This is a genomic window from Spirosoma pulveris (assembly GCF_054781875.1).
The window spans coordinates 50,437-71,056 of sequence record NZ_BAAGTO010000017.1; the positions used below are offsets into that span (position 1 = coordinate 50,437).

At 50.2% G+C, this 20,620-nt stretch carries 18 protein-coding genes; 10 read left to right on the plus strand and 8 right to left on the minus strand.

Features of this window, described 5'->3' with window-relative positions; all coding sequences use genetic code 11:
* Nucleotides 1-179: 179 nt before the first annotated feature.
* The 4 genes from ACYVJM_RS29540 to ACYVJM_RS29555 all read left to right on the plus strand — a co-directional run bounded on the left by ACYVJM_RS29540 (nt 180) and on the right by ACYVJM_RS29555 (nt 3,750).
* Nucleotides 180-929, plus strand: a complete 750-nt coding sequence (locus ACYVJM_RS29540) for a hypothetical protein (protein ID WP_461151726.1) — start codon at nt 180-182, stop codon at nt 927-929.
* A 35-nt stretch (nt 930-964) separates the two neighbouring features.
* A complete protein-coding gene (locus ACYVJM_RS29545; protein ID WP_461151744.1) occupies nt 965-2,092 on the plus strand; it encodes a sensor histidine kinase in 1,128 nt (375 codons plus the stop codon).
* A gap of 123 nt (nt 2,093-2,215) precedes the next feature.
* Complete coding sequence (locus ACYVJM_RS29550) at nt 2,216-3,067, plus strand: lysostaphin resistance A-like protein (RefSeq protein ID WP_461151727.1); 852 nt, start codon at nt 2,216-2,218, stop codon at nt 3,065-3,067.
* Entirely contained in the window at nt 3,067-3,750 is a 684-nt protein-coding gene (locus ACYVJM_RS29555; protein ID WP_461151728.1) for a LytR/AlgR family response regulator transcription factor, read from the plus strand. Before ACYVJM_RS29550 ends, ACYVJM_RS29555 begins: the two co-directional genes overlap by 1 nt.
* Nucleotides 3,751-3,934: 184 nt before the next feature.
* Here the strand turns inward: ACYVJM_RS29555 and nadB are convergent, their stop codons facing one another.
* The 4 genes from nadB to nadA all read right to left on the minus strand — a co-directional run bounded on the left by nadB (nt 3,935) and on the right by nadA (nt 7,312).
* On the minus strand, nt 3,935-5,521 hold the full coding sequence (gene nadB / locus ACYVJM_RS29560) for an L-aspartate oxidase (protein WP_461151729.1): 1,587 nt from the start codon (nt 5,519-5,521) through the stop codon (nt 3,935-3,937).
* A gap of 321 nt (nt 5,522-5,842) precedes the next feature.
* The gene (locus tag ACYVJM_RS29565) at nt 5,843-5,998 is read right to left on the minus strand and encodes a hypothetical protein (protein ID WP_461151730.1); all 156 of its coding nucleotides are present in this window, start codon (nt 5,996-5,998) and stop codon (nt 5,843-5,845) included.
* A 99-nt stretch (nt 5,999-6,097) separates the two neighbouring features.
* Nucleotides 6,098-6,289, minus strand: coding sequence for a DUF433 domain-containing protein (locus ACYVJM_RS29570; RefSeq protein WP_461151731.1), 192 nt, complete (start codon nt 6,287-6,289; stop codon nt 6,098-6,100).
* A gap of 33 nt (nt 6,290-6,322) precedes the next feature.
* Complete coding sequence (gene nadA, locus ACYVJM_RS29575) at nt 6,323-7,312, minus strand: quinolinate synthase NadA (RefSeq protein WP_461151732.1); 990 nt, start codon at nt 7,310-7,312, stop codon at nt 6,323-6,325.
* A gap of 229 nt (nt 7,313-7,541) precedes the next feature.
* On the opposite strand from nadA, the gene ACYVJM_RS29580 reads away from it, so the two are divergent.
* Nucleotides 7,542-8,597 (plus strand): 2Fe-2S iron-sulfur cluster-binding protein, encoded by a 1,056-nt coding sequence (locus tag ACYVJM_RS29580; protein WP_461151733.1) that lies wholly within the window; start codon nt 7,542-7,544, stop codon nt 8,595-8,597.
* 107 nt (nt 8,598-8,704) lie between these two features.
* Here the strand turns inward: ACYVJM_RS29580 and udk are convergent, their stop codons facing one another.
* The 4 genes from udk to atpD form a co-directional block, all read right to left on the minus strand.
* Nucleotides 8,705-9,322, minus strand: a complete 618-nt coding sequence (udk, locus tag ACYVJM_RS29585; RefSeq protein ID WP_461151734.1) for a uridine kinase — start codon at nt 9,320-9,322, stop codon at nt 8,705-8,707.
* Between the two features lie 109 nt (nt 9,323-9,431).
* The gene (atpC, locus tag ACYVJM_RS29590; protein ID WP_461151735.1) at nt 9,432-9,677 is read right to left on the minus strand and encodes an ATP synthase F1 subunit epsilon; all 246 of its coding nucleotides are present in this window, start codon (nt 9,675-9,677) and stop codon (nt 9,432-9,434) included.
* A 96-nt stretch (nt 9,678-9,773) separates the two neighbouring features.
* The gene (locus ACYVJM_RS29595) at nt 9,774-10,466 is read right to left on the minus strand and encodes a hypothetical protein (RefSeq protein ID WP_461151736.1); all 693 of its coding nucleotides are present in this window, start codon (nt 10,464-10,466) and stop codon (nt 9,774-9,776) included.
* Nucleotides 10,467-10,573: 107 nt separating this feature from the next.
* The gene (atpD, locus tag ACYVJM_RS29600) at nt 10,574-12,100 is read right to left on the minus strand and encodes a F0F1 ATP synthase subunit beta (RefSeq protein ID WP_461151737.1); all 1,527 of its coding nucleotides are present in this window, start codon (nt 12,098-12,100) and stop codon (nt 10,574-10,576) included.
* 295 nt (nt 12,101-12,395) lie between these two features.
* Here atpD and malQ point away from each other — a divergent pair, with 295 nt between their 5' ends.
* From malQ to ACYVJM_RS29625, 5 genes are all read left to right on the plus strand, one after another.
* Nucleotides 12,396-13,973 carry a 4-alpha-glucanotransferase gene (gene malQ, locus ACYVJM_RS29605; RefSeq protein WP_461151738.1) on the plus strand — a complete coding sequence of 526 codons (1,578 nt, stop codon included), beginning with the start codon at nt 12,396-12,398 and terminating at the stop codon, nt 13,971-13,973.
* 167 nt (nt 13,974-14,140) lie between these two features.
* The gene (locus ACYVJM_RS29610) at nt 14,141-15,529 is read left to right on the plus strand and encodes an outer membrane protein assembly factor BamB family protein (protein ID WP_461151739.1); all 1,389 of its coding nucleotides are present in this window, start codon (nt 14,141-14,143) and stop codon (nt 15,527-15,529) included.
* 70 nt (nt 15,530-15,599) lie between these two features.
* On the plus strand, nt 15,600-18,617 hold the full coding sequence (locus tag ACYVJM_RS29615) for a tetratricopeptide repeat protein (protein WP_461151740.1): 3,018 nt from the start codon (nt 15,600-15,602) through the stop codon (nt 18,615-18,617).
* Nucleotides 18,618-18,646: 29 nt separating this feature from the next.
* Nucleotides 18,647-19,159, plus strand: coding sequence for a hypothetical protein (locus ACYVJM_RS29620; protein ID WP_461151741.1), 513 nt, complete (start codon nt 18,647-18,649; stop codon nt 19,157-19,159).
* 14 nt (nt 19,160-19,173) lie between these two features.
* Nucleotides 19,174-19,896 (plus strand): ABC transporter ATP-binding protein, encoded by a 723-nt coding sequence (locus ACYVJM_RS29625; RefSeq protein WP_461151742.1) that lies wholly within the window; start codon nt 19,174-19,176, stop codon nt 19,894-19,896.
* The last annotated feature ends 724 nt before the right edge of the window (nt 19,897-20,620 follow it).

The window sequence follows — 20,620 nt, forward strand, 5'->3', positions numbered from 1 at the left end:
GAAGTTCGGTCAAATCCCAAACTTTGCCCATTTCCTCCCAAAGTCCGGGGACTTCGTCACACTGATTTTAGGGGGCGGCAGCCATGTGCTTGTTTTGATCCATCGAAACGGCGCACGTGTCGTGGGGTACAAATTGGATGCCTGCGCGCATTATTAACCTTTACTCGTTGATTGTTATCATGGAAACGCTACAAACCACCTTTGCCGATTTTCGAAACTATATTAGTCGGCCGCAATACCGCCAGCCACTGGCCGATCATCCCGGCAACCAACCGGCGATGACGACCCGACGTTTTTTAGCGGGCTATCCGTTAGTGCTGGGAATTCTGCTGATTACGGCCGGAAATACTCTTCTGGTGCATTTTACAACGGGGGAGGTCATCTTTAGGCCGCTTCTGGACCGTCATCGCTCTTCTATGGGTGTCTTCTTGCTTGTTATACTGATTGCCGTCACTCTTGAAGAAGCGGTATTCCGGGCTATACTTCGGCTTGCACCAAGTCGACTTCGAAACCTGCTTGCATTCGCGTTATGGATTCCGCTTGGTTATTATTACCATACACTAAAGGTAATGACCAATGAGTTTACGCTATTTTGGATGATACTCTTATGGGCAGCGGTTGTGTATGGACTGAATTATTACCTGAAACGTCCGGCTGTTTTCGCCCGTATCGAACGATTCTGGCAAACCAATTTCCGCTGGATTTTTTATAGTGTTGGTATAGTTTACGGCTTCATGAAAATCATCGACGATGTGGGTGCATTGAAAGATGCGCAGTTGCTGTTACTGCCCATTTTACTTCTATGCAGCTTACTCAATGGGTTTTACTTTGGTTACGTCCGCATGAAGTACGGTTTCTGGTATGGCGTAGCGGTGCACGTCCTGGTATTGTTGGCCGCGCTGGCACCGGAAGCTATTCGTATCCTCTAACTTTGACAAAGTAAATAGAAACTACCTTGAAAAAAGTGCCCTATCAGACTGTGCCCCTCGCTCCACAACAGCGGTTTTCTCCCCGGCTTATTCGCTTCTGGGAGACATGGGGAATCTGGCTCGTTATTGTCGTTTGCACGCTTGTTTTGTTCCTCTTTACAGACTTTGGGGACTTCATGCGAGGTTTTAAGAATGGGTATGCGGAATCTGGCAGAAAGGAGTCTATTTCATTCATTGTGGCTCTTGTGGGTGCCGCCTTTGTACTTGTTTTTTTTATCGTGTTATTATGGGGCCTTTCGCATATTTATTATTCCCTGTTTCATCGGCATGTCTTCAAAAATAATAAGGGGGCCTATACCGTGCTGTATGTTGTTTGTCTTCTTCTACTCTGGAATGGCAGCGCAGATGGATTAACTAAGGTATTTGACAAGTATAATCTGGAACACAAGGAAAACGCCGGGGCTTACAACGAGATGTTTGCCTTCGCACTGACATTGTTTTTGTTGATTTGCATGGTTATTTACGGGTTCATCGTCGACTTTCGTAAAAGCCGTAAGCTTCAACTCGATCTTATCCAGCAGCGCACCCAAGCCGAACTCGAAGCCCTGAAAGCCCAGGTCAATCCGCACTTTCTGTTCAATTCACTCAACAACATCTACGGCACGGCCATTCTGGAAGATAGCCCCCGGACCGCCGAGAGTATTCAGCAGCTATCGGGTATTGTGCGCTATGTGATGGAAGAATCCCGGCTGCAAACGACAGACATTCAGCGCGAACTTCGGTTCATTGATGACTTTGTCGAACTCCAGCGCCTTCGACTCCCGAATCAGGACAATATCGACATTCAGGTAACCATCGACTGGGATGAAAAGCCCGCTCAGATTGTGCCGCTGTTGCTGAATCCGCTTATCGAAAATGCCTTCAAATATGGCATAAGCATGCAATACCCCTGTTTCGTTCATATTCGATTGCGGGTGCAGCAGGGAACACTTCACCTTACCACAGAGAATAGCGTTCTGACCCGCACCGACCTGGAAAAAGGAACGGGGCTGGGTTTGGCCAACGTTCGTCAGCGCCTTACATTAGCCTACCCTGATCGGCATACGCTAACGGTAAATAAAATTAAAGATACATTTCTGGTTAATTTGGTTATTAGTCTATGACAAAGTATGTTACACAAATATTCGCTGAGAAGCCACAACGATTAAGGGGCTATGCATAAGGTTAGTAACGAAATATCAATAGAACACGTTTGAGTATATCGACCATAAAACCTGTACATGACCATGACAACTGATACCGCTGACTCATTTGAAGAAGGAGTTCAGCCTATTACTCCGTCTGAAAGCACGTATCCAAATCTCACGCAGATTTGGACGTTGATAGGTGTATTTCTGCTGGCACAAGTACCCGCTGCCTTACCGATGATTGGCCTGCAAGCGGCTGCCGAGGCCTACAAACTGCCTTTCTTGGATACCATCGGGCAAACATTGGCTTATGCTCTTGGTATGGGGCTCACCATCTGGTATGCGTTCCGGAAGCGGGGTAGCCGTGAGTTGTCTTTTGCGTCGGTTCCCGTTTTGGCTTATCTGGTCTCGGCGGTTGGGTTAATTGCGATGGGTGTATTGGCCGAACCCATTGTGAGCGCTATTCCCATGCCCGAAGCCATCGAGGAACTTATACGGAAAGCGTTTACCAAACATGTTATTCTTTCGGCTGTTATTGCCGCACCTATTCTGGAAGAAATTCTGTTTCGGGGAATTATTCTGGACGGATTCTTAAAAAACTACCGCCCGGCAAAAGCCATTATCTGGTCGGCGCTGATTTTTGGCTTCATTCATTTCATCCCGGCCCAGGCCCTGAATGCGACTTTCATCGGTCTGGCGCTCGGCTGGTTATATTATCGCACCCGTTCGCTTACGCTTTGTATGTTTTTGCACTTTGTGAATAATGGCCTTAGCTCACTTACATTTTTAAGTGATGACGGGTTGAATATGAGCGAAAATACGACTCGCGAGTGGATGGGCAGTGATGTTTATTATGTTGCTTTGTTGGTGGGCTGCGCGCTGGTTTGTGTGGCTGCCTACAGATACCTGAATCGAATTTTGCCAACTGCGCCGATTAATCAGTCTACTTAATGCCATTTACCCTCCGCTGTATCGCCATCGACGACGAACCAATTGCGCTCGATATTATTAAGGCACACGCCGGTAAAGTACCGTTTCTGGACCTGAAGCGCACGTTCGTGAATGCGTTCGATGCGTTAACGTTCCTGAAAACGGAAGCTGTCGATCTGATTTTTCTGGATATCAATATGCCCGACCTGACGGGGCTGGACTTCGCCCAGGTGGTTGGCAACAAATCGCTGGTGGTGTTTACAACGGCTTACCCGGAATACGCTTTGCAGGGGTTTGAACTGAGCGCGCTGGATTACCTGCTGAAGCCCATTGCCTTCGGGCGGTTTATGCAGACGGCCAACAAAGCCTACGAACGCTTGTCCGGCGATTCAAAAAAGTCGCCCTTCGTTTTTGTTAAAGACGGCTACGATTGGGTACGAATCAATCTGGACGAGTTACAGTACATCGAATCGGAGGGTAACTACCTCACGTTTCAGGAAACCGGCAAAAAAGCCCTCACCCGCATGACCATTACCGAAGCCATTGACCTGCTCCCCATCGACCGGTTCATGCGGGTTCATAAATCCTACATCGTAGCCATCGATCGAATTGAAAAGATAGAGCGGCATCAACTCACCATCGGCAAGGCGCAAATCCCCCTGGCCGGTTCCTACCGCGATGAGTTGCTGGAACGGGTAAAGTAAGGTAACGTGAATCATGGACAGCTCAACAACTGAGCAATAGCCCGTTTTTGTCATCCCAACGCAAGGAGGAATGACAAAAAAGGGCCTTGATAATCAGATAGTTGACAGCGAATACATCCAAAATTTACGTTAATGTACTGTACCGAACAGCAGCGGCCACCCGGGCCGCTGCTGTTCGGTACAGTTACTTTTCGTTGTCGAGATTATAATGTAACCCCCGGTTTTCGCGCCGGGCCATGGCCATTTTGATCACCAGATAGGCCACTTCGATCATGTTCCGGAGTTCGCAGATAGGCACCGATACTTTCGACTGGCGGTAGAGTTCTTCGTGTTCCAGATAGAGGAGTTCAAGCCGGTCCATGGCCCGTTTCAGACGTCGGTTCGAGCGGACAATGCCCACGTAGTTCGACATGATCGACTCCAGCTCTTTCTTCATTTCGGTGACCAGTACCAGTTCTTCGGGATGGGTGGTTCCGGCATCGTTCCAGTCGGGGATATTGTCTGGGATAGCGGCACCGCCGAGTAGCTCGACGGTTTTTTCGAAGGCCCGATGACCAAAGACCACCGCTTCGAGCAGGGAGTTAGAAGCCAGTCGATTGGCACCGTGCAGACCCGTGCAGGAACATTCACCAACGGCATACAGAAACTGAATGTTCGTCTGCCCCCATTCATTCACCCGAATGCCTCCGCAGAGATAATGCTGCGCCGGAACAACGGGAATATAATCTTTTCGCAGATCCAGCCCCAGGTGGTCGCGGCAGTAGGCCGTGATGTTTGGAAAATGCTCGATAAACTTCTCGTAGTCGCAGTGGGTCACGTCGAGGTACACGTGTGGGTCACCGGCTTTTTTCATTTCGGAGTCGATGGCGCGGGCCACAATATCGCGCGGGGCGAGGGATAGGCGCGGGTCGTAGTTCTCCATGAACGTTTCGCCCTTTCGGGTGCGGAGAATACCGCCAAAACCCCGCACGGCTTCGGAAATGAGGAAATTGGGCTTTTTGCCCGGCTCGTAAAGCGCCGTGGGGTGGAACTGGATAAATTCCATATCCTTGCCAATGCCCTTGGCGCGGTAGGCCATCGCAATGCCATCGCCGGTGGCAATATTGGGATTGGTCGTATTTTGATAAATATTACCAATGCCGCCGGTAGCCAGCAGCGTTGTTTTCGCCAGGAATACCTCGACCTGCCCCGTCTGGGTGTTCAGGACATAGGCGCCAAAGCATTTGTTGTCCGTATCGTACCGATGAACGGTTTCGCCGAGCTGGTGGCGGGTGATGAGTTCAACAGCGTAGAAATGCGTAAAAATCTCAATCGACTTCAGCGAGTTCGCTTTCTCGAGTAAGGCCCGCTCAATTTCGGCCCCGGTGATGTCTTTAAAGTGCAGAATCCGGTAATCGGAGTGGCCACCTTCTTTGGCGAGGTCATAATCCGTACCGCCATGTTCCTTGTCGAAGCGGGTACCATAGCTGATCAGCTCCTGAATACGTCCCGGCCCTTCGTTGACGACGATCTCAACAATATGCCGGTCGCTGAGGTAGTCGCCCGCCACCATGGTATCTTCAATGTGCTTCTCGAACGAGTCATCCTCCGACCATACGGCTGCGATACCGCCCTGTGCGTATTTGGTGTTGGTTTCGTCGGCCTGCACTTTGGTAATGACGCCAATACGCACATCCTGTTGCAGGTTGTCGAAGTGCATGGCCAGCTTGGTGGCGTAACTCAGGCCCGCAATTCCGGAGCCAATAACTAAGAAATCGAATTGATGGGGCATTGATTAATTCAAAGTAAGCCAGCGTTCTTAAGCCGACGTTCTAAATTCTTGTCTGCAATTGTTTCAGCTTCGCTTTTGTCATAAATTGATAGAAGAAACACGGTTTCTTTAACAATCTTAACGCACGTAATCACTCGCACCCCTCCACGCTTGCCTTTTCGTTTATCGGTTATTGCCAACCGAATTTTGTAGCAATCTTTACCAAGTGGTTCACCTTGTTGGGGATCCGTTTTCAGTATATTTATTAGCTCGGTTTTGAATGAGCGATATTTTTTGCTTACCTGTTTAGCTTCACGCTGTGCCTCCTCGGCAATTGTAACGTTAAAGCTCTTTAAGGAAGTCGTCCGCCGATTTTAATTGGATTTCCCCTCGTAAGTGCGCGTTCATCTCATCAACGCTTCGCTCCAAACTTTCCAGAATCTCACGCTTCTTTTTCTGCTTGGGAGTCTCTTCTGCGATGGTTAATTTGATATTCATACGCTTCATCAATTGAGTTACTAATTGAAACTCTCCCTGATTTTGAGGTTGTACAATTATAATTTACATGACATTGTGTTAGATAAGAACCTCGTTTTTTTATTGTCTCCGAAGCGAACAGGCATAAAGTCCTTCTTCTGTAACACGTGTGTGTGAGGTTACTAACTGAGGTATCGTTTCACCGTTACCAAGTTTCTCCAAAACCAAATCCACCGGAATACATGTACCTTTGATAACAGGCTTGCCGAACATAATGGCTGGGTCTGAAGCAATATAGTCTCGCCAGTTCATAATTCTCTTGGTGTTTAAGGATTTGTTAACTAACTACTTACTTAACTCCAGCATCCGTGCCACGGACTCGTACGCTTTCAGTCGCACATCTTCCGGTACAATGATCTCCGGCTGTTCGTAGAGCATGGCGTTGTAGACCTTTTCCATCGTGTTCATCTTCATGTACGGACACTCCGAACAGGCGCAGGTGTTATTCTGGCTGGCCGGGGCCGGAATGATCTTCTTGTGCGGAACAGCCTGCTTCATCTTGTGCAGAATCCCCGCTTCCGTACCCACGATAAACGTTTGCTCCGGGCTGTCGACCACGTATTTCAGCAGCGCTGTTGTGGAGCCTACAAAATCGGCTTCACTCAGAATGTGCTCTTGACATTCGGGGTGGGCAATGAACTTCGCTTCGGGATAGTCTACCCGAAGTTTATGCAGCTTCTCCAGCGAAATATCGATGTGAACGATACAGGCACCATCCCACAGCACCATGTCGCGGCCGGTTTTTTTCGAAACGAAACGGCCGAGGTTAGCGTCCGGCGCGAAGATGATCTTCTGATCTTTCGGCAGACTTTCAACAATCTTTAGCGCATTCGACGAGGTGACGATAATATCGGACAACGCCTTGATTTCGGCCGAACAGTTGATGTACGACAGGACGATATGGTCGGGATACTGCGCTTTGAAAGCCGCAAACTTATCCGCAGGAGCGGAGTCGGCGAGGGAGCAACCCGCGTTGAGGTCAGGGATGACCACTTTCTTCTCGGGCGACAACACCTTGGCCGTTTCGCCCATAAAGTGGACACCACAGAACACAATCATGTCGGCGGGGGTAGCGGCTGCCTGTTGCGACAGGCCCAGGCTATCGCCAATGTAATCGGCTATATCCTGAATAGCCCCATCAACGTAATAGTGGGCCAGAATTACGGCATTCTTTTCTTTTTTGAGCCGGTTAATTTCGGCGACTAAATCTATGTCTTCGGCAACGGGTTTATTGACATACCCGACGCGCTGAACTTCTTCCAGGAGTGCTTCCATTAGCAGGATTAAAAGCGATTTTTATAGTAAACACTGAATCAAAGCAAAATGTCACGCTGTCCGCCAATCCACCCGTAGATTCTATAAACTCTACGAGCGCAAAATTAACGTTGTAAGTGAGTCGCTATGCGACCAGCGGATTACCGCAACGGGCGAATTTCAGTAAATCAACCGGGCTTTCAAACATCCGCCCTCATTTGATTAGTTTTGGTATAAAGCAGACCTGTTCATGACCGACGATTTTCTTACGCTGCGGATCACCCGTATTCATTCAGAAGCATCAGACACCAAAAGCTACTTTCTGGAATCGGTCGATGGGCGGTCCGTTCGGCACCGTGCCGGCCAGTTTCTGACAATAATTCTGATGCACAACGGGCATGAAGTCCGACGGTCGTATTCGCTCAGTTCGGCGGCCAATGAGCCATTGCGACTGACTATCAAGCGGGTAGAAAACGGTGAAATTTCCCGGTATCTGCTCGACACGCTACAGGTTGGCGATGAACTGAAAAGCCTTCACCCCGCCGGGCGATTTACGGTTGATCAACAGACCGCGGGCGATTTGGTGCTTTTGGGGGCGGGGAGTGGCATAACGCCGTTGTTCGCAGTTATAAAGGAGGTTTTGTGGACGGAGCCAAGCCGTCGAATAACCCTGCTATACAGTAGTCCTCACGAGCGAAACATTATTTTTCGAAAGGAATTGGATGAGTTGCAGACGCAATATCCCGACCGCTTTCGGTTGATCTATCTGCTCAGCAACCCGTCTGACGACTGGAATGGCCTTCGCGGGCGGCTCAACAACGTCATGCTCGAACGATTGCTGCCTGATTTGGTCGGTACGTCAGATCGGCAGACGCTCCGGTTCTACATCTGCGGGCCGGGTGATTACATGCGGACGGCTCAGTTTACAATCGTCTTTAGCGGGTTTCGCCCTGACCAGATTCGGCGGGAAGATTTCGTCATTAAACCGGTTGTGTTAACGCCCCCGCCCACACTGGCGCAGGACCGAACGGTATTGCTGCGTATCCGGCAGCGAGAGGGAGAGCCTCGTGAGGTTGAGATTCAGGTTCCGGCCTATAAATCCGTTTTGCAGGCGGCTCTGGACGAGGAAATTAAGTTGCCCTACAGTTGCCGGGGCGGCCGCTGCTCCACTTGTGTAGCCCGTTGTACGTCGGGCAGCGTTCACATGATTATCAACGATGTGTTGACCGAGCGGGACTTGAGCGAAGGATGGGTGCTCACCTGCACCGGCTACCCGGAAAGTGATGGCGTGGTGATTGAAATTTAAAAGGGAGGAAGGAGTAAAGGGAAGAGAGGGAGTAAGGGAAAGAAAAGGGCCATGCGAAGCTTTTCTCCCCTCCTCCCTTTCTTCCCCTTTCTCCCTCTCCTCCTTTTTTACACCTTCGTTTTCAAAAATTCAATAACCACGTTCAGTCCTTTCTGGTAATGGTTATTGTTGGGGATGACAATGTCGGCTTCGGCGCGGTAGGGTTTGATAAACTGCCGGTAGGTGGGCTTCACGTGGTATTTCCAGCGGTACATTACATCGTCGAGGTCGTAGCCGCGCTCTTCGGCGTCGCGTTTGACCCGACGTTCGAGTTTGATGCTGTTTTTAGCGTCGATGAATATTTTTAGATCCATCTGGTCGGCCAGTTCGCGGAAGTGGAATACAAAAATGCCTTCCACCACAATGATCGGGGCCGGATGAAAGGTCAGCATCTTCGGAATGACGTTCGGATTGTTGAAGGTGTATTCCTTCTGTGTTACGGTCTCACCATTGCGCAACTGCCCGATATGTTCCGCGTACAGGTGGTGATTGATCGTTTCGGGTAGGTCGAAATTGTGAATCCCCTGATCGTCTACCGGAATCATGTCGCGGCTCAGGTAATAATTATCCTGTGAAATCAGGCAAATCTGGTCCTCCGTAAAGGCACTGAGAACACCCTTTAAAAAAGACGTCTTTCCCGAAGCACTGCCGCCGGTAATGCCGACGATAAACGGTTTTTTGGTCATGGTTGTACCTGGAGTCGGTAACAAGGTAACTGAAATGATGAAGTGGCAATAAAAAAAGCGGTCCACCCGGTGTAAGTGAATCGCTTTTATGTCAAAACGGGTAAATCCTCTAGGCAACTATGGCTTCGGCAAGTACGAGCACTCTATTCTGAAGTACTTCAACTACGCCACCGTCCACGGTAAAGGTTTGCTGACCTGCGGCCGTTTGCACTACAACCTGGCCTTTGTCCAGCGTGCTCACCAGCGGGGCGTGGTTGTTCAGCACCTGAAATTGACCTTCGCTGCCCGGAAATGTAACAGCCGTAGCTTCGCCGGAGAAGACTTTACGATCGGGAGTGATAATATCTAGTGTCATACGAGAAAGATGTATAATGTATGCTATATGATGTATGCTATATGAAGTGGTAGATAACGCCCGTCATAAGTTATACATCATACAGCATACATCTTTTTATAAGGCTCCTTTTACAAAATTAAGTACACTGCCGATCTGGCTTTTGGCCGCGGGTTCGGCTGCTTTGGCTATCATGCCCCCCTGATTCAGTTTACCAACGGTAGCCATAGCGGTTGATATCAGCGACTGACCGGTTGTCGCACTGCTACCACCCAACGCCGACAAGGCACCTCCAATGTTTGATAAACCGCCGGTTAGCTGACTGCCCTTGCCAATCAGAGATCCTGCTGCCAGAATGCCTTCAAGCTGATTACCGCCAGAGGCCAGTTTAGCCAGACTAACGGCTTTACCCAATACGCCACTTCCTAACGCACCGGTTGGAATAAGTGGGAGTAAAGCTTTGAGCTTACCAGCCTGAGCCAGCAGTTTGTCTTTAAACGACGTTGGCTGCTGCTGCGCTTCGGCCTCCAGTGCCGAAATTCCGGTCTGGAGTTCCTGCGTAGTGGTTGCCTTATCGCCCTTACCAAGGGCAGCTACGGCATTGTCCAAATGAGCCGTGGCTGCATTGGCATTCTCCTGAACCGTCGTTGCTGATGAACCGGGCGTAACGGCCGAATCCTTGATCGCTCCAACAACTGCTGGTGATGTTACAGGGGCCGTTGGCGTTGTAATCTGGGCTGGGGCAATCGTTGTAGCCGTCAGGCTAACAGACAAAAGGGTAATGCCTACCCTCCCTCGAATCGTTTTCATAAAACAAATGTATGTGTATGACTAAACTAATTTGACAGGAGGAAGGATTGTATTCCGAGTACGTTTACAGATAGGAACTTCCTGAAAACGTACTCGGAGACAGGCAATTACTGGCCAGACTCTTTCAACAGACGCTCGCCTTTGGCGACAGCATCTTCGATGGTTCCAACCAGGTTGAACGCTGCTTCGGGCAAGTGGTCATACTTACCGTCGATGATTTCGTTGAACCCTTTGATGGTATCTTCGATCGGAACAAGTACACCTTTCAAACCGGTGAACTGCTCGGCCACGAAGAACGGCTGCGACAGGAAGCGTTGTACACGACGGGCGCGGCTTACGATTAGTTTATCTTCTTCTGATAATTCTTCCAGACCCAGAATGGCGATGATATCCTGCAGTTCTTTGTAGCGTTGCAGAATCTCTTTAACGCGCTGAGCCGTGTTGTAATGCTCGTCGCCAAGAATCTCAGCCGACAGAATCCGTGAGGTAGAATCGAGTGGGTCAACCGCAGGGTAGATACCCAGCTCGGAGATTTTACGGCTTAATACAGTCGTAGCATCTAAGTGAGCAAAGGTCGTAGCCGGGGCTGGGTCGGTCAAGTCATCGGCAGGTACGTAAACTGCCTGTACCGAGGTGATCGAACCCCGTTTGGTCGACGTGATCCGCTCCTGCATGACACCCATTTCGGTAGCCAGCGTAGGCTGGTAACCCACAGCCGATGGCATACGACCCAGCAGAGCCGATACCTCCGAACCCGCCTGGGTAAACCGGAAAATGTTGTCAACGAAGAACAGGATATCACGGCCTTCGCCTTCACCGTCTCCATCGCGGAAGTGCTCGGCAATGGTCAAACCCGACAGGGCTACACGGGCACGTGCTCCCGGTGGCTCGTTCATCTGACCGAAAACGAAAGTTGCCTGGCTGTTGGTCATCTCCTCAAGATCGACTTTCGTCAGATCCCAGCCACCTTCTTCCATTGAATGTTTAAACGCATCGCCGTAGCGGATAATACCGGCTTCGATCATTTCACGCAGCAGGTCATTTCCTTCACGGGTACGCTCACCAACACCGGCAAATACGGACAGACCCGCGTAAGCTTTGGCGATGTTGTTGATCAATTCCTGAATCAATACGGTTTTGCCTACACCGGCACCACCGAAGAGACCAATTTTACCTCCTTTGGCGTAAGGCTCCAGCAGGTCAATCACTTTAATACCGGTAAACAGTACTTCGGTCGATGTAGCCAGGTCTTCGAACTTAGGCGCCGAACGGTGAATGGGCAGGCCAACACCAGTTGTGGTTGGTTGTGGAATACCGTCAATGGCTTCGCCAACAACGTTAAAAAGCCGACCACGGATGCCTACGCCCGTTGGCATCGTTATCTGATGCCCTAGGTCAACAACATCTATACCACGGTATAGACCGTCTGTCGAGTCCATCGCGATAGTCCGCACACGATCTTCGCCCAGGTGTTGCTGAACTTCCAGGATTACCTGCTGTCCATTGGCTTTAGTTACTTTGAGAGCGTCCAGGATGGCGGGAATTCGCGAGCCTTCGCCCTCGAAACTCACGTCCACGACCGGCCCGATTATTTGCGTAATCTTACCCGTATTGACTGCCGTTGCCGTACTCATTTGTATAGGATATGCTGTTAATTAAAAGTTGCCCATTGTTTGGGACTGCAAAAGTAGGAGAAAAACCGCGTAAGGTCAAGGAACAGTCTAGTCATTTTCTAGTTGATTCTATCGGGAATGCATTTGGCAATAAGGTTTTTACGATAAAAAGTAAACAAAAGCGCCCTGGGGCGGATTTGTACAAAAACAAGTCGGTAGTCGTTGGCGGTCAGTTAATAGTCGAGAGTGATCAGGTAATAATTGACATAAAACGGCTCGCTACCGACAGATTCCTTTCGGCTCAACGATACTTTTCATGCTCCAGCAACGTTCAAGTGGTTTACTGCTTCATATTACTTCATTAGCCTCGGCACATGGTGTCGGCGATTTAGGCCCCGAAGCATATCGGTTCGCCGATTTTCTGGAAGCTTCCGGACAAACCTACTGGCAAATTTTACCATTAACCCCCGTTGACCCCGGTTCCGGGTTCTCTCCTTACAGCAGTCCATCGGCTTTTGCCGGGAATGTACTGATGATCAGTCTGGAGAAATTAGCCGACGAAAAGTTATTAAGTGGCGACGATCTGGCGGTATTTAATGAGCGCCCTGTTCAGAATGTAAGCGTTTCAGAACCTTCAGCTTCTGAAAATGCCGATGTGCTGGCCACTACACCGCTTCGGGCAACCTCGTCTACGCTCCATGCGGCCTGGATTAAAAAACAACCCCTGTTGATCCAGGCGGCCAAAGCCTTTTTACGGGAGGCCACGCCCGCCCAGCGCAGCGACTATGACCGCTTTTGCGCCTGGCAAGCTGACTGGCTGAATGATTACGCCTTGTTCACGGCTTTGCAGGAGTCAACGAAGGAGCCCGTCTGGGTTCGATGGCCTACTGAAATTGTAAGGCGTGACCCGGACGCTCTGGCCAGACAGGCAACACTGCTTCAGGATGAAATTGAGGTAATCAAAGTACTTCAGTATTTCTTTTTGCGGCAGTGGAATGAACTGGCCGCCTACTGTTACACCCGCAAAATTCATTTGATTGGCGATATCCCGATCTACGTGCAGTTTAACAGCGCCGATGTATGGGCCAATCCGGATCTTTTTAAACTCGACGAAAACTTTCAGCCGCTGTTTGTGGCCGGTGCTCCGCCCGATTACTTTAGTGAGGATGGACAGCGCTGGGGCAATCCCATTTACGACTGGGCTAAACACGAACGTACGGGCTTTGCCTGGTGGATGCGCCGGCTGCGGCACCAGATGTCGCTTTACAGCCTGACCCGGCTCGACCATTTTCTTGGTTTTGCGGTATATTGGGAAATCCCGGCCAGCGAACCGACGGCTAAAGTAGGTGAGTGGGTCAAAGCACCCATAGAGGCTTTCATGCACGCTATGCACCGTCAGTTCGTTCAGCTTCCCATTATTGCTGAAGATCTGGGGGCGAAGGCTGCGGATATACAGCCGTTTCTCCGGCATTATGGTATACCGGGTATGCGGGTGGTTCAATTTGGCTTCGGCGCCGATATGCCTACTTCGACCTATGCCGTTCATAACCACGCCGAGAATTTTGTGGTCTACTCCGGCACTCACGACAACAACACGACGTTGGGGTGGTTCCGGGAGTTGGACAAGCTCCATCGCCAGCGGATGAATGACTACCTGGGCATTAAAGTAACCGAGAAGAACGTGGTCGATCAAGTGTGTCGGCTTACAATGCAGTCGGTAGCTCGTCTGGCCATTATGCCCATTCAGGATGTGCTGAACCTCGACGAAACCCACCGCATGAACACCCCCGGTCTGGGCGGACGAAGCTGGCAATGGCGACTGCAGCCCAACCAACTGACAGATGAGGTGGCGGCTAAGCTGTTGCGGCTCACGAAGATGACCGGCAGAGGGTAAGGGCCATGCCCGGCTTGATGCAGACGATTTGTCTACCAAAAAAAAGACTTTGGCACTATAAATGCTGAGCTACTTATTAATGTTCTCTGGCACTCCATGAACGAGTGTCAGAAAACATTGATCATGTATGGACTCTCCTGTCCGCTCAACTGCTGTTCGCTGTGCCAATGTTTCGGAATTTATCTACTTCACTGCTTCGGCTGACCAGTTTTGTTTTACTGGTTGCCGCCTGTAAAACATCAATTGACACCCAGCCTGCTGCAACGGGTAAGACTATCGAGTCATTCGTCTTCACGAACTTGACTCCGGCGGTTGCAGCGGTTGTCGACTCTGTTGTATATACTATCAGAGCAACCGTACCGGCCGGGACCGATTTAACTAAACTGGTGCCCGGCATTACGCTGCCACCCGGTGCCATCATAATACCGGCTTCGGGTGTAGTGACGGATTTCAGCAAGCCTGTATCGTACACCGTTACGGCCATGGACGGGTTGATTCAGTCTTACACGGTTACGGTTAGCGTAGCAAGTACGATTGCCAACGGGGGAGCACTCGTGTACATTGGTAGTGGAGCGGGTAATTTCTTTGCCGTCGATGGAGGTACGGGCGCTGTGAAGTGGCGCATATCAACCGGCTCGTCGATCTCGTCGAGCGCATACGTAGCGGCTGGTATGGCCTTTACAGGCAGTGTAAACGGGAATCTGTATGCTTTTGATGCCCTGACGGGTGCCCAGAAGTGGAAAATCAGTACGGGAAATAGTATTCTGTCGAGTCCGGTTGTATCGGGTACTACGGTGTTTGCGGGCAGTGAAGATCAAAATCTGTATGCAATCAATTTATTGACGGGTGTCCAGCGCTGGAAGTTCAGCACGGCGGGTGGGGTTACTTCCAGTCCGGTTGTTGCCAATGGAGTGGTCTATGTCGGTAGTAAGGACCAAACGCTGTATGCACTCGACGCAGCCACGGGTAAGCAACGCTGGAAATTCAGTGCAGGGGATAAAATCACATCCAGTCCGGCTGTAGTGGGCGGGGTCGTTTATGTGGGTACCAATGATTACAACCTCTATGCGCTCGATGCTGCTTCCGGAGCCATCAAGTGGAAATTCGGTACGGGTGGCCCCGTTACATCCAGCCCCACGGTTGTTGATGGAATTGTTTACATTGGCAGTGACGATTACACGTTCTACGCGGTCGATATTACCACGGGCAAGCAACGCTGGAAATTCAGTACCGGTGGTCGAATAAGTGCCAGTGCGGCCGTTGCCAATGGAGCCGTATATATAGGGGCTGAAGACAAAACCTTTTATTCGCTGGATGCTGCTACCGGGGTACTTCGCTGGAAATTCGGTACCGGTGGAATCATCACTTCAAGCGCTGTAGTTTACAATGGGTTTGTGTATTTCGGTAGCCAGGATACCAGTCTTTATTGTCTCAATACTACATCGGGGGCCATACGGTGGCGGTTTCCGCTGGATGCCAAACTACTGGCTAGCCCCTGTCTGGCCACTACAAATCTGGTTCCTGTTGCGCCGGGCATTAGTGGCGGGCAACAGTAAGCGATCAACCGGCAGGACTTGTAGGAGGGAATAACAGGCACTAACCCGCCGTTAACTACGTTTCTCTTTCATGTCATCCTTATTTTTCTGGAAAGATTGGAGCCGGGGGTATCGGCTTACGTATCTGATTAGCTTAATTGCCTGCATTGTCAGTATTGTTCTGTTTGCTGTTGCCTGGGCGAAAGGCTTGAGCAATGTTGTTCGCTGGGATGTGCTGAGCGAACTCAACGAGCTCCCTATTATACTGCACACTTTCTCCGACGGCCTGCTCGATTACTCCGTCAATGGGAAAGCGTATGCGGTTTCGGAGCAATTTATCGCGGGTGCCATGCAAACACACCCTGCTTTGGCTACGGCTTTTTTAAGTGCTATCTGTCTGGCGTTTGTCCTTTTATTGAGCGCCATAACCCGGCTCGACCGGGTTCGCTACCTGGTTGGCATGGGGGTTCTTATTCTCGGACTGGCCTTTTTTCGCTGGGAAATGCTCGATGTACCAGGCTTGAGCGGCAATTACCTGTTTCTACTGCTAACCTTCATCTTTGGCTCGGTCAGTTACTATTTCCACGCTTTTCGAGCCGATTTCCTCATCCCGGTTCGGTTGGTTACGTTCGGGCTGCTAACGGCTGTCGTGGCGTTGGCGATTGGGACCTTATCGCCGGTGCCGTTTCCGGCTTTTGTGGTTGTCAGCTACGGCATGCCGGTGCTGCTGGTGTTCAGCATTGGATTCATCTTCTTTATCGCTGCCGAAATAATTGCCGGCCTGGTCTGGCTTACATCGGCCGGGCGTTCAGAAGGGGAGGTGCCGGTTGGGCAACGGCGGGTGCTGGGGCTGAATAACTTTCTGTTCATCAGTGCGCTGTACCTCATCAATTTGATTCTTATCTGGCTGAAAAATACGAAGTCCATCGACTGGGATGTGCTGGCGATCAGTCCATTTGCCCTGTACCTGATTTCTGTTACATTAGGGGTATGGGGTTTCCGCCGGTTGGTTCAGCAGCAGGATTCGTTCTCCTTTCGCGATGCCGGGGCCTACCTCTACGCCGGTCTGGCTGTGCTCACAACCCTTACGATCACCTACGCGTTTGCGACAGCCAACGACCCGCTGGTCGAAATGTTCGAAGATGTAATCGTGTACACACATCTGGCAATGGGCGTGGTTTTTGTCGCCTACATTCTGATCAATTTCCTGCCGATCTATACCCAAAACTTACCTGTTTATCGCATATTGTACAAGCCCAAGCGGCTGGAGCTAAGCCTGTTTCGGGTGGCGGGTGTGTTTGGTATTGCGGTCCTGCTGGCGTCGGGTGGCCTGATTACCTTCCGGCAGGGGGTAGCAGGCTATTACAATGGTCTGGGCGATGTGTACACCGCTACCGGCGAACCACAGTCGGCCAATGCGTTTTACCAGCTCGCCCTGGAGCAGGAGTTTCAAAACCACAAATCGAACTACGCGCTGGCCTCGCTGGCGGTGGCGCAGAACAACCAGACGGCAGCCGCTTTCTTCTACCAACAGGCTTTATTGAAGCAACCTCACCCGGAGGACTACGCCGGACTGAGTCAGACGTATTTACAGACGAACCTGTTCTTCGAAGCTGTCAAAACTTTACAGCGGGGGATTCGGGCGTTTCCGAAAAATGGTGAGTTGCAGAATAACCTAGGGTATCTCTACGCGCGTACCAGCGTGGCCGACTCGGCTTATTACTACTTGAAGTCAGCAACGGATTATGCCGGAAAGAGCGAAGTGCCCGAGGCCAATTTGTTGTCGTTCTACGTCCGGAACCCCAAGGTATTGGCGGCCGATTCGAGTCTGATTAAGACCAACCGGGATTTGCCATATGAAGCTTATCAGTCGAACGTGCTTGCCCTTCGTTTACTCACGCAGGCCGACACCGCGCAGCCCCAAAAGCCGAACTGGCTGGCTACCGAGCAGGCCAAAGAGGGTTTAAGTGTTGGTCGTTTCGCTAGTTTATATAATTACACACTAGCCACACAACAGGCCGATACATCGCTGACGGGCCTGCTACTGCGCTTATCGGCAGACCCCGTCAATCAGGATTTTACGGACGATCTACTGCTTGCCCGCGCCGTAGCTGAGTACACCAGTCATAATCACCCGGCGGCTTTTAGCCTGATGAGCCAGTTGGCGGAGGGCGACGATAAAAATGGCCCGGCCTACCGCTCTCTGACCGGATTATGGCTTATGGAACAGGGCCTGTACCGAAAAGCGGCCGAAACCTTTGGCTACAATACCGATACGACATCCATTTATTTCCATGCCGTGGCGTTGACCAAAGCCAACGACCCGGCTCTGGCGCAGCCGCTCTGGGAAACGGTCGCTAAAAGTGACCCGGCCGTAGCGGCTCTTAAAGAAGTATTGTACCAGGAACGGAAGCCACAGACGGATCTTGAAAAAGCGTTTTATGCTACCTACCGGACCGACGATCTCAACCGGGGTGCTTATTGGGAAACCGTTCAGGAACCAAGCCTCAAAACCGTGGCGGGGGTAGCCCTCACAAACGATTTCCTCGATCAATTGCAGTGGCGTAATGCACAACTGGTGTTGTCTGGGTTGCCGAACTCAAAACAAGTCAGTCCGGTGGCAACTTCCCTTCGAAATGTGGCCGCCATTCGTTTATCGGCCTTCCGGCGAAGTGTTGGCTCGGCCGAAACGATGGCCAGGGAGTTTATTCTACCCCACTATCAGGCCGAACGGGATTATTGGCTGGGACAGACCTACGAACGTACCCGCCGGATTGCACAGGCTCGCAAGGCCTACCAGCAGGCCTTAAAAATGGCCCCTCTGAATGCAAGAATCGTGGCCGCTGCTGCCCAGCTCGACCAGCAGCGAAAGAAACCGAAGGAGGCTTATGATCTGGTGTTAACGGCCTTGCCTTTCAACGAAGACAATGTCGATTTGCTCAAAACCTACATCACGTTATGTCTAGAACTCAGTCTGCCCGACTATGCCGAAAGTGGACTGGCCAAGTTGCAATCGGCTACAACGCCAGCCGATTATCAGGCATTTGAAGTGGCTTATCAGGAAAAATTAGCGTCAATCGAAAAGAGCAGAGAGAAGTTTATTCAATAAAGTAGATTTGTTTACTCTCTTCGCTAGCTATGAGCCATAAATTAAACTGGATTAAGGAAGCATTCAGCCGTCATCTACAGATTACGCAGGATGGTCGGATCGTGGGTGAAATGGTGCGGGATATTTTCGGTAAGGATGTGACCGCTTCGCTGAATGGCATTCAACTGCGCTTCGACGTGAGTGGCTTTTTATTTCATTCCGTCAATGTCCACCGCGTTGATGCCGATAATCAGATTATTGGCCATATTGAGCTCAAGTTCGGCAAACGGGCCGAACTCAATTTAACATCGGGTGAAACGTATCTGTGGAAGCGCCACAATATGCTGATGCGGGAATGGGACATGATTCTCGAAAACCCTGATGGCTCGCCCGAACGGGAGATTGTCAGTTACGATCTGACCCGTAGATTTTTTGAGGATGCCGGTGATATTACGGTGAGTGAAGACGGTCATACGCCTAATCTTGACGTCGTCATTTTAACGGGTCTGTTTATCCGTAATTACTTCCAGCGTCGACGTCGAACGGCGGCAGCTGCCAGTTGATAAGCCAACTACTTATGAATATTATTGAAACCCAAAGTATTGCCAAACGCTACGTGATGGGCACCGAGGTGGTAGAGGCCCTCAAGTCGATCACGATCAGCATTCAAAAGGGAGAGTATGTTGCATTTATGGGGCCATCAGGCTCCGGCAAATCGACGCTCATGAATATTGTTGGCTGCCTCGACTCGCCCACGTCCGGGAAGTATATTCTCAATAACCAGGACGTTAGCAGCATGGGCGAGAACGAACTGGCAGAAGTTCGGAATAAGGAGATTGGGTTCGTCTTCCAGACGTTCAACCTGCTGCCCCGCCAAACATCGCTCGAAAACGTGGCGTTACCGCTCATTTACGCTGGCTACAGCAAAGCCGACCGCACCGAAAAAGCGATGATGGCACTTAAAAACGTCGGCCTGGAAAACCGGGCCGGTCACCGGCCTAACGAGTTATCGGGTGGACAGCGGCAACGGGTGGCTGTGGCGCGGGCATTGGTCAACGACCCAAGTATTCTACTGGCTGATGAACCAACCGGTAACCTCGATACCAAAACTTCCTACGAAATCATGGACCTCTTCGACCAGATTCATAGCAAGGGCAATACCGTAATTATGGTTACGCACGAAGAGGACATTGCCGAGTACGCACACCGCATTATCCGACTCCGCGACGGGCTGATCGAAACGGATCGTGCCAACACGAACATCCGCAAGGCAAAAGCCCTGATGCAGTCATTGGGCTAAGCAATAGCCGGGGCTTTTCGCAACTTCTTTACTTGAGTTTGGTAGTGTCGGGTCTTCTGGTGGTGTCGGGTCATCAGACCTGATGCCACGATAAAAAGCTTCAATTGAGGATCTGTTGAAGCTCTTTTCGATCGAAAGAGGGGAACAAGCACAATTGTATCAAAATACGAACAGCAGTTCTTGCGGAAATTCGTTTATCAAAGAAAATTCTATTTACTTATTGTTAGTTATAGAACACAGCTGGGAAAAGTGCAACGGGCTGACAAACAGTCAATTAGTGCTATTTGTAGACTAACTTTATGTTATGTGAGTAAACAATGATTTACTTACTATCTGCTAAATCAAAATAATTTGTTTCTGTTTATATTCACCAACAAAAAGAATTATTTCTGCCAAGCAACACCATACTTTATATTTATAATTGCTGGTGTTGATAATGTTAAATCTGTTTTATGGTAGATAAGGCTAGGAATAGGAATGACAGCATTAACATCTAAATAGTTATTCTTTGATATTCGGAATTGCGAACCTATTTGAAAGTAGCTGTGCTGTAATAAGTTAAAAGATTCGTTGTACATCCCTACGTTTGTTGTATGGCGTATGCTACTGATTGAGTTGGACAGATATTAAAATCACCGTAACAGGCCTTCATATTGCACATTTCCGTACCTCACTTTCTTGTAAGGGTACCAGCGTAACTTGACTTTACGCTTTCGCTGGTGCA

Bases quoted from the DNA above. Each gene is read 5' to 3' on its own strand.
- malQ (WP_461151738.1), top strand. From the start codon at position 12,396: ATGCTCCAGCAACGTTCAAGTGGTTTACTGCTTCATATTACTTCATTA.
- ACYVJM_RS29595 (WP_461151736.1), bottom strand. From the start codon at position 10,466: ATGAAAACGATTCGAGGGAGGGTAGGCATTACCCTTTTGTCTGTTAGC.
- ACYVJM_RS29610 (WP_461151739.1), top strand. From the start codon at position 14,141: ATGTTTCGGAATTTATCTACTTCACTGCTTCGGCTGACCAGTTTTGTT.
- ACYVJM_RS29570 (WP_461151731.1), bottom strand. From the start codon at position 6,289: ATGAACTGGCGAGACTATATTGCTTCAGACCCAGCCATTATGTTCGGC.
- ACYVJM_RS29615 (WP_461151740.1), top strand. From the start codon at position 15,600: ATGTCATCCTTATTTTTCTGGAAAGATTGGAGCCGGGGGTATCGGCTT.
- atpC (WP_461151735.1), bottom strand. From the start codon at position 9,677: ATGACACTAGATATTATCACTCCCGATCGTAAAGTCTTCTCCGGCGAA.
- ACYVJM_RS29620 (WP_461151741.1), top strand. From the start codon at position 18,647: ATGAGCCATAAATTAAACTGGATTAAGGAAGCATTCAGCCGTCATCTA.
- nadB (WP_461151729.1), bottom strand. From the start codon at position 5,521: ATGCCCCATCAATTCGATTTCTTAGTTATTGGCTCCGGAATTGCGGGC.
- ACYVJM_RS29555 (WP_461151728.1), top strand. From the start codon at position 3,067: ATGCCATTTACCCTCCGCTGTATCGCCATCGACGACGAACCAATTGCG.
- atpD (WP_461151737.1), bottom strand. From the start codon at position 12,100: ATGAGTACGGCAACGGCAGTCAATACGGGTAAGATTACGCAAATAATC.
- ACYVJM_RS29550 (WP_461151727.1), top strand. From the start codon at position 2,216: ATGACAACTGATACCGCTGACTCATTTGAAGAAGGAGTTCAGCCTATT.
- ACYVJM_RS29625 (WP_461151742.1), top strand. From the start codon at position 19,174: ATGAATATTATTGAAACCCAAAGTATTGCCAAACGCTACGTGATGGGC.
- ACYVJM_RS29540 (WP_461151726.1), top strand. From the start codon at position 180: ATGGAAACGCTACAAACCACCTTTGCCGATTTTCGAAACTATATTAGT.
- udk (WP_461151734.1), bottom strand. From the start codon at position 9,322: ATGACCAAAAAACCGTTTATCGTCGGCATTACCGGCGGCAGTGCTTCG.
- ACYVJM_RS29565 (WP_461151730.1), bottom strand. From the start codon at position 5,998: ATGAATATCAAATTAACCATCGCAGAAGAGACTCCCAAGCAGAAAAAG.
- nadA (WP_461151732.1), bottom strand. From the start codon at position 7,312: ATGGAAGCACTCCTGGAAGAAGTTCAGCGCGTCGGGTATGTCAATAAA.
- ACYVJM_RS29580 (WP_461151733.1), top strand. From the start codon at position 7,542: ATGACCGACGATTTTCTTACGCTGCGGATCACCCGTATTCATTCAGAA.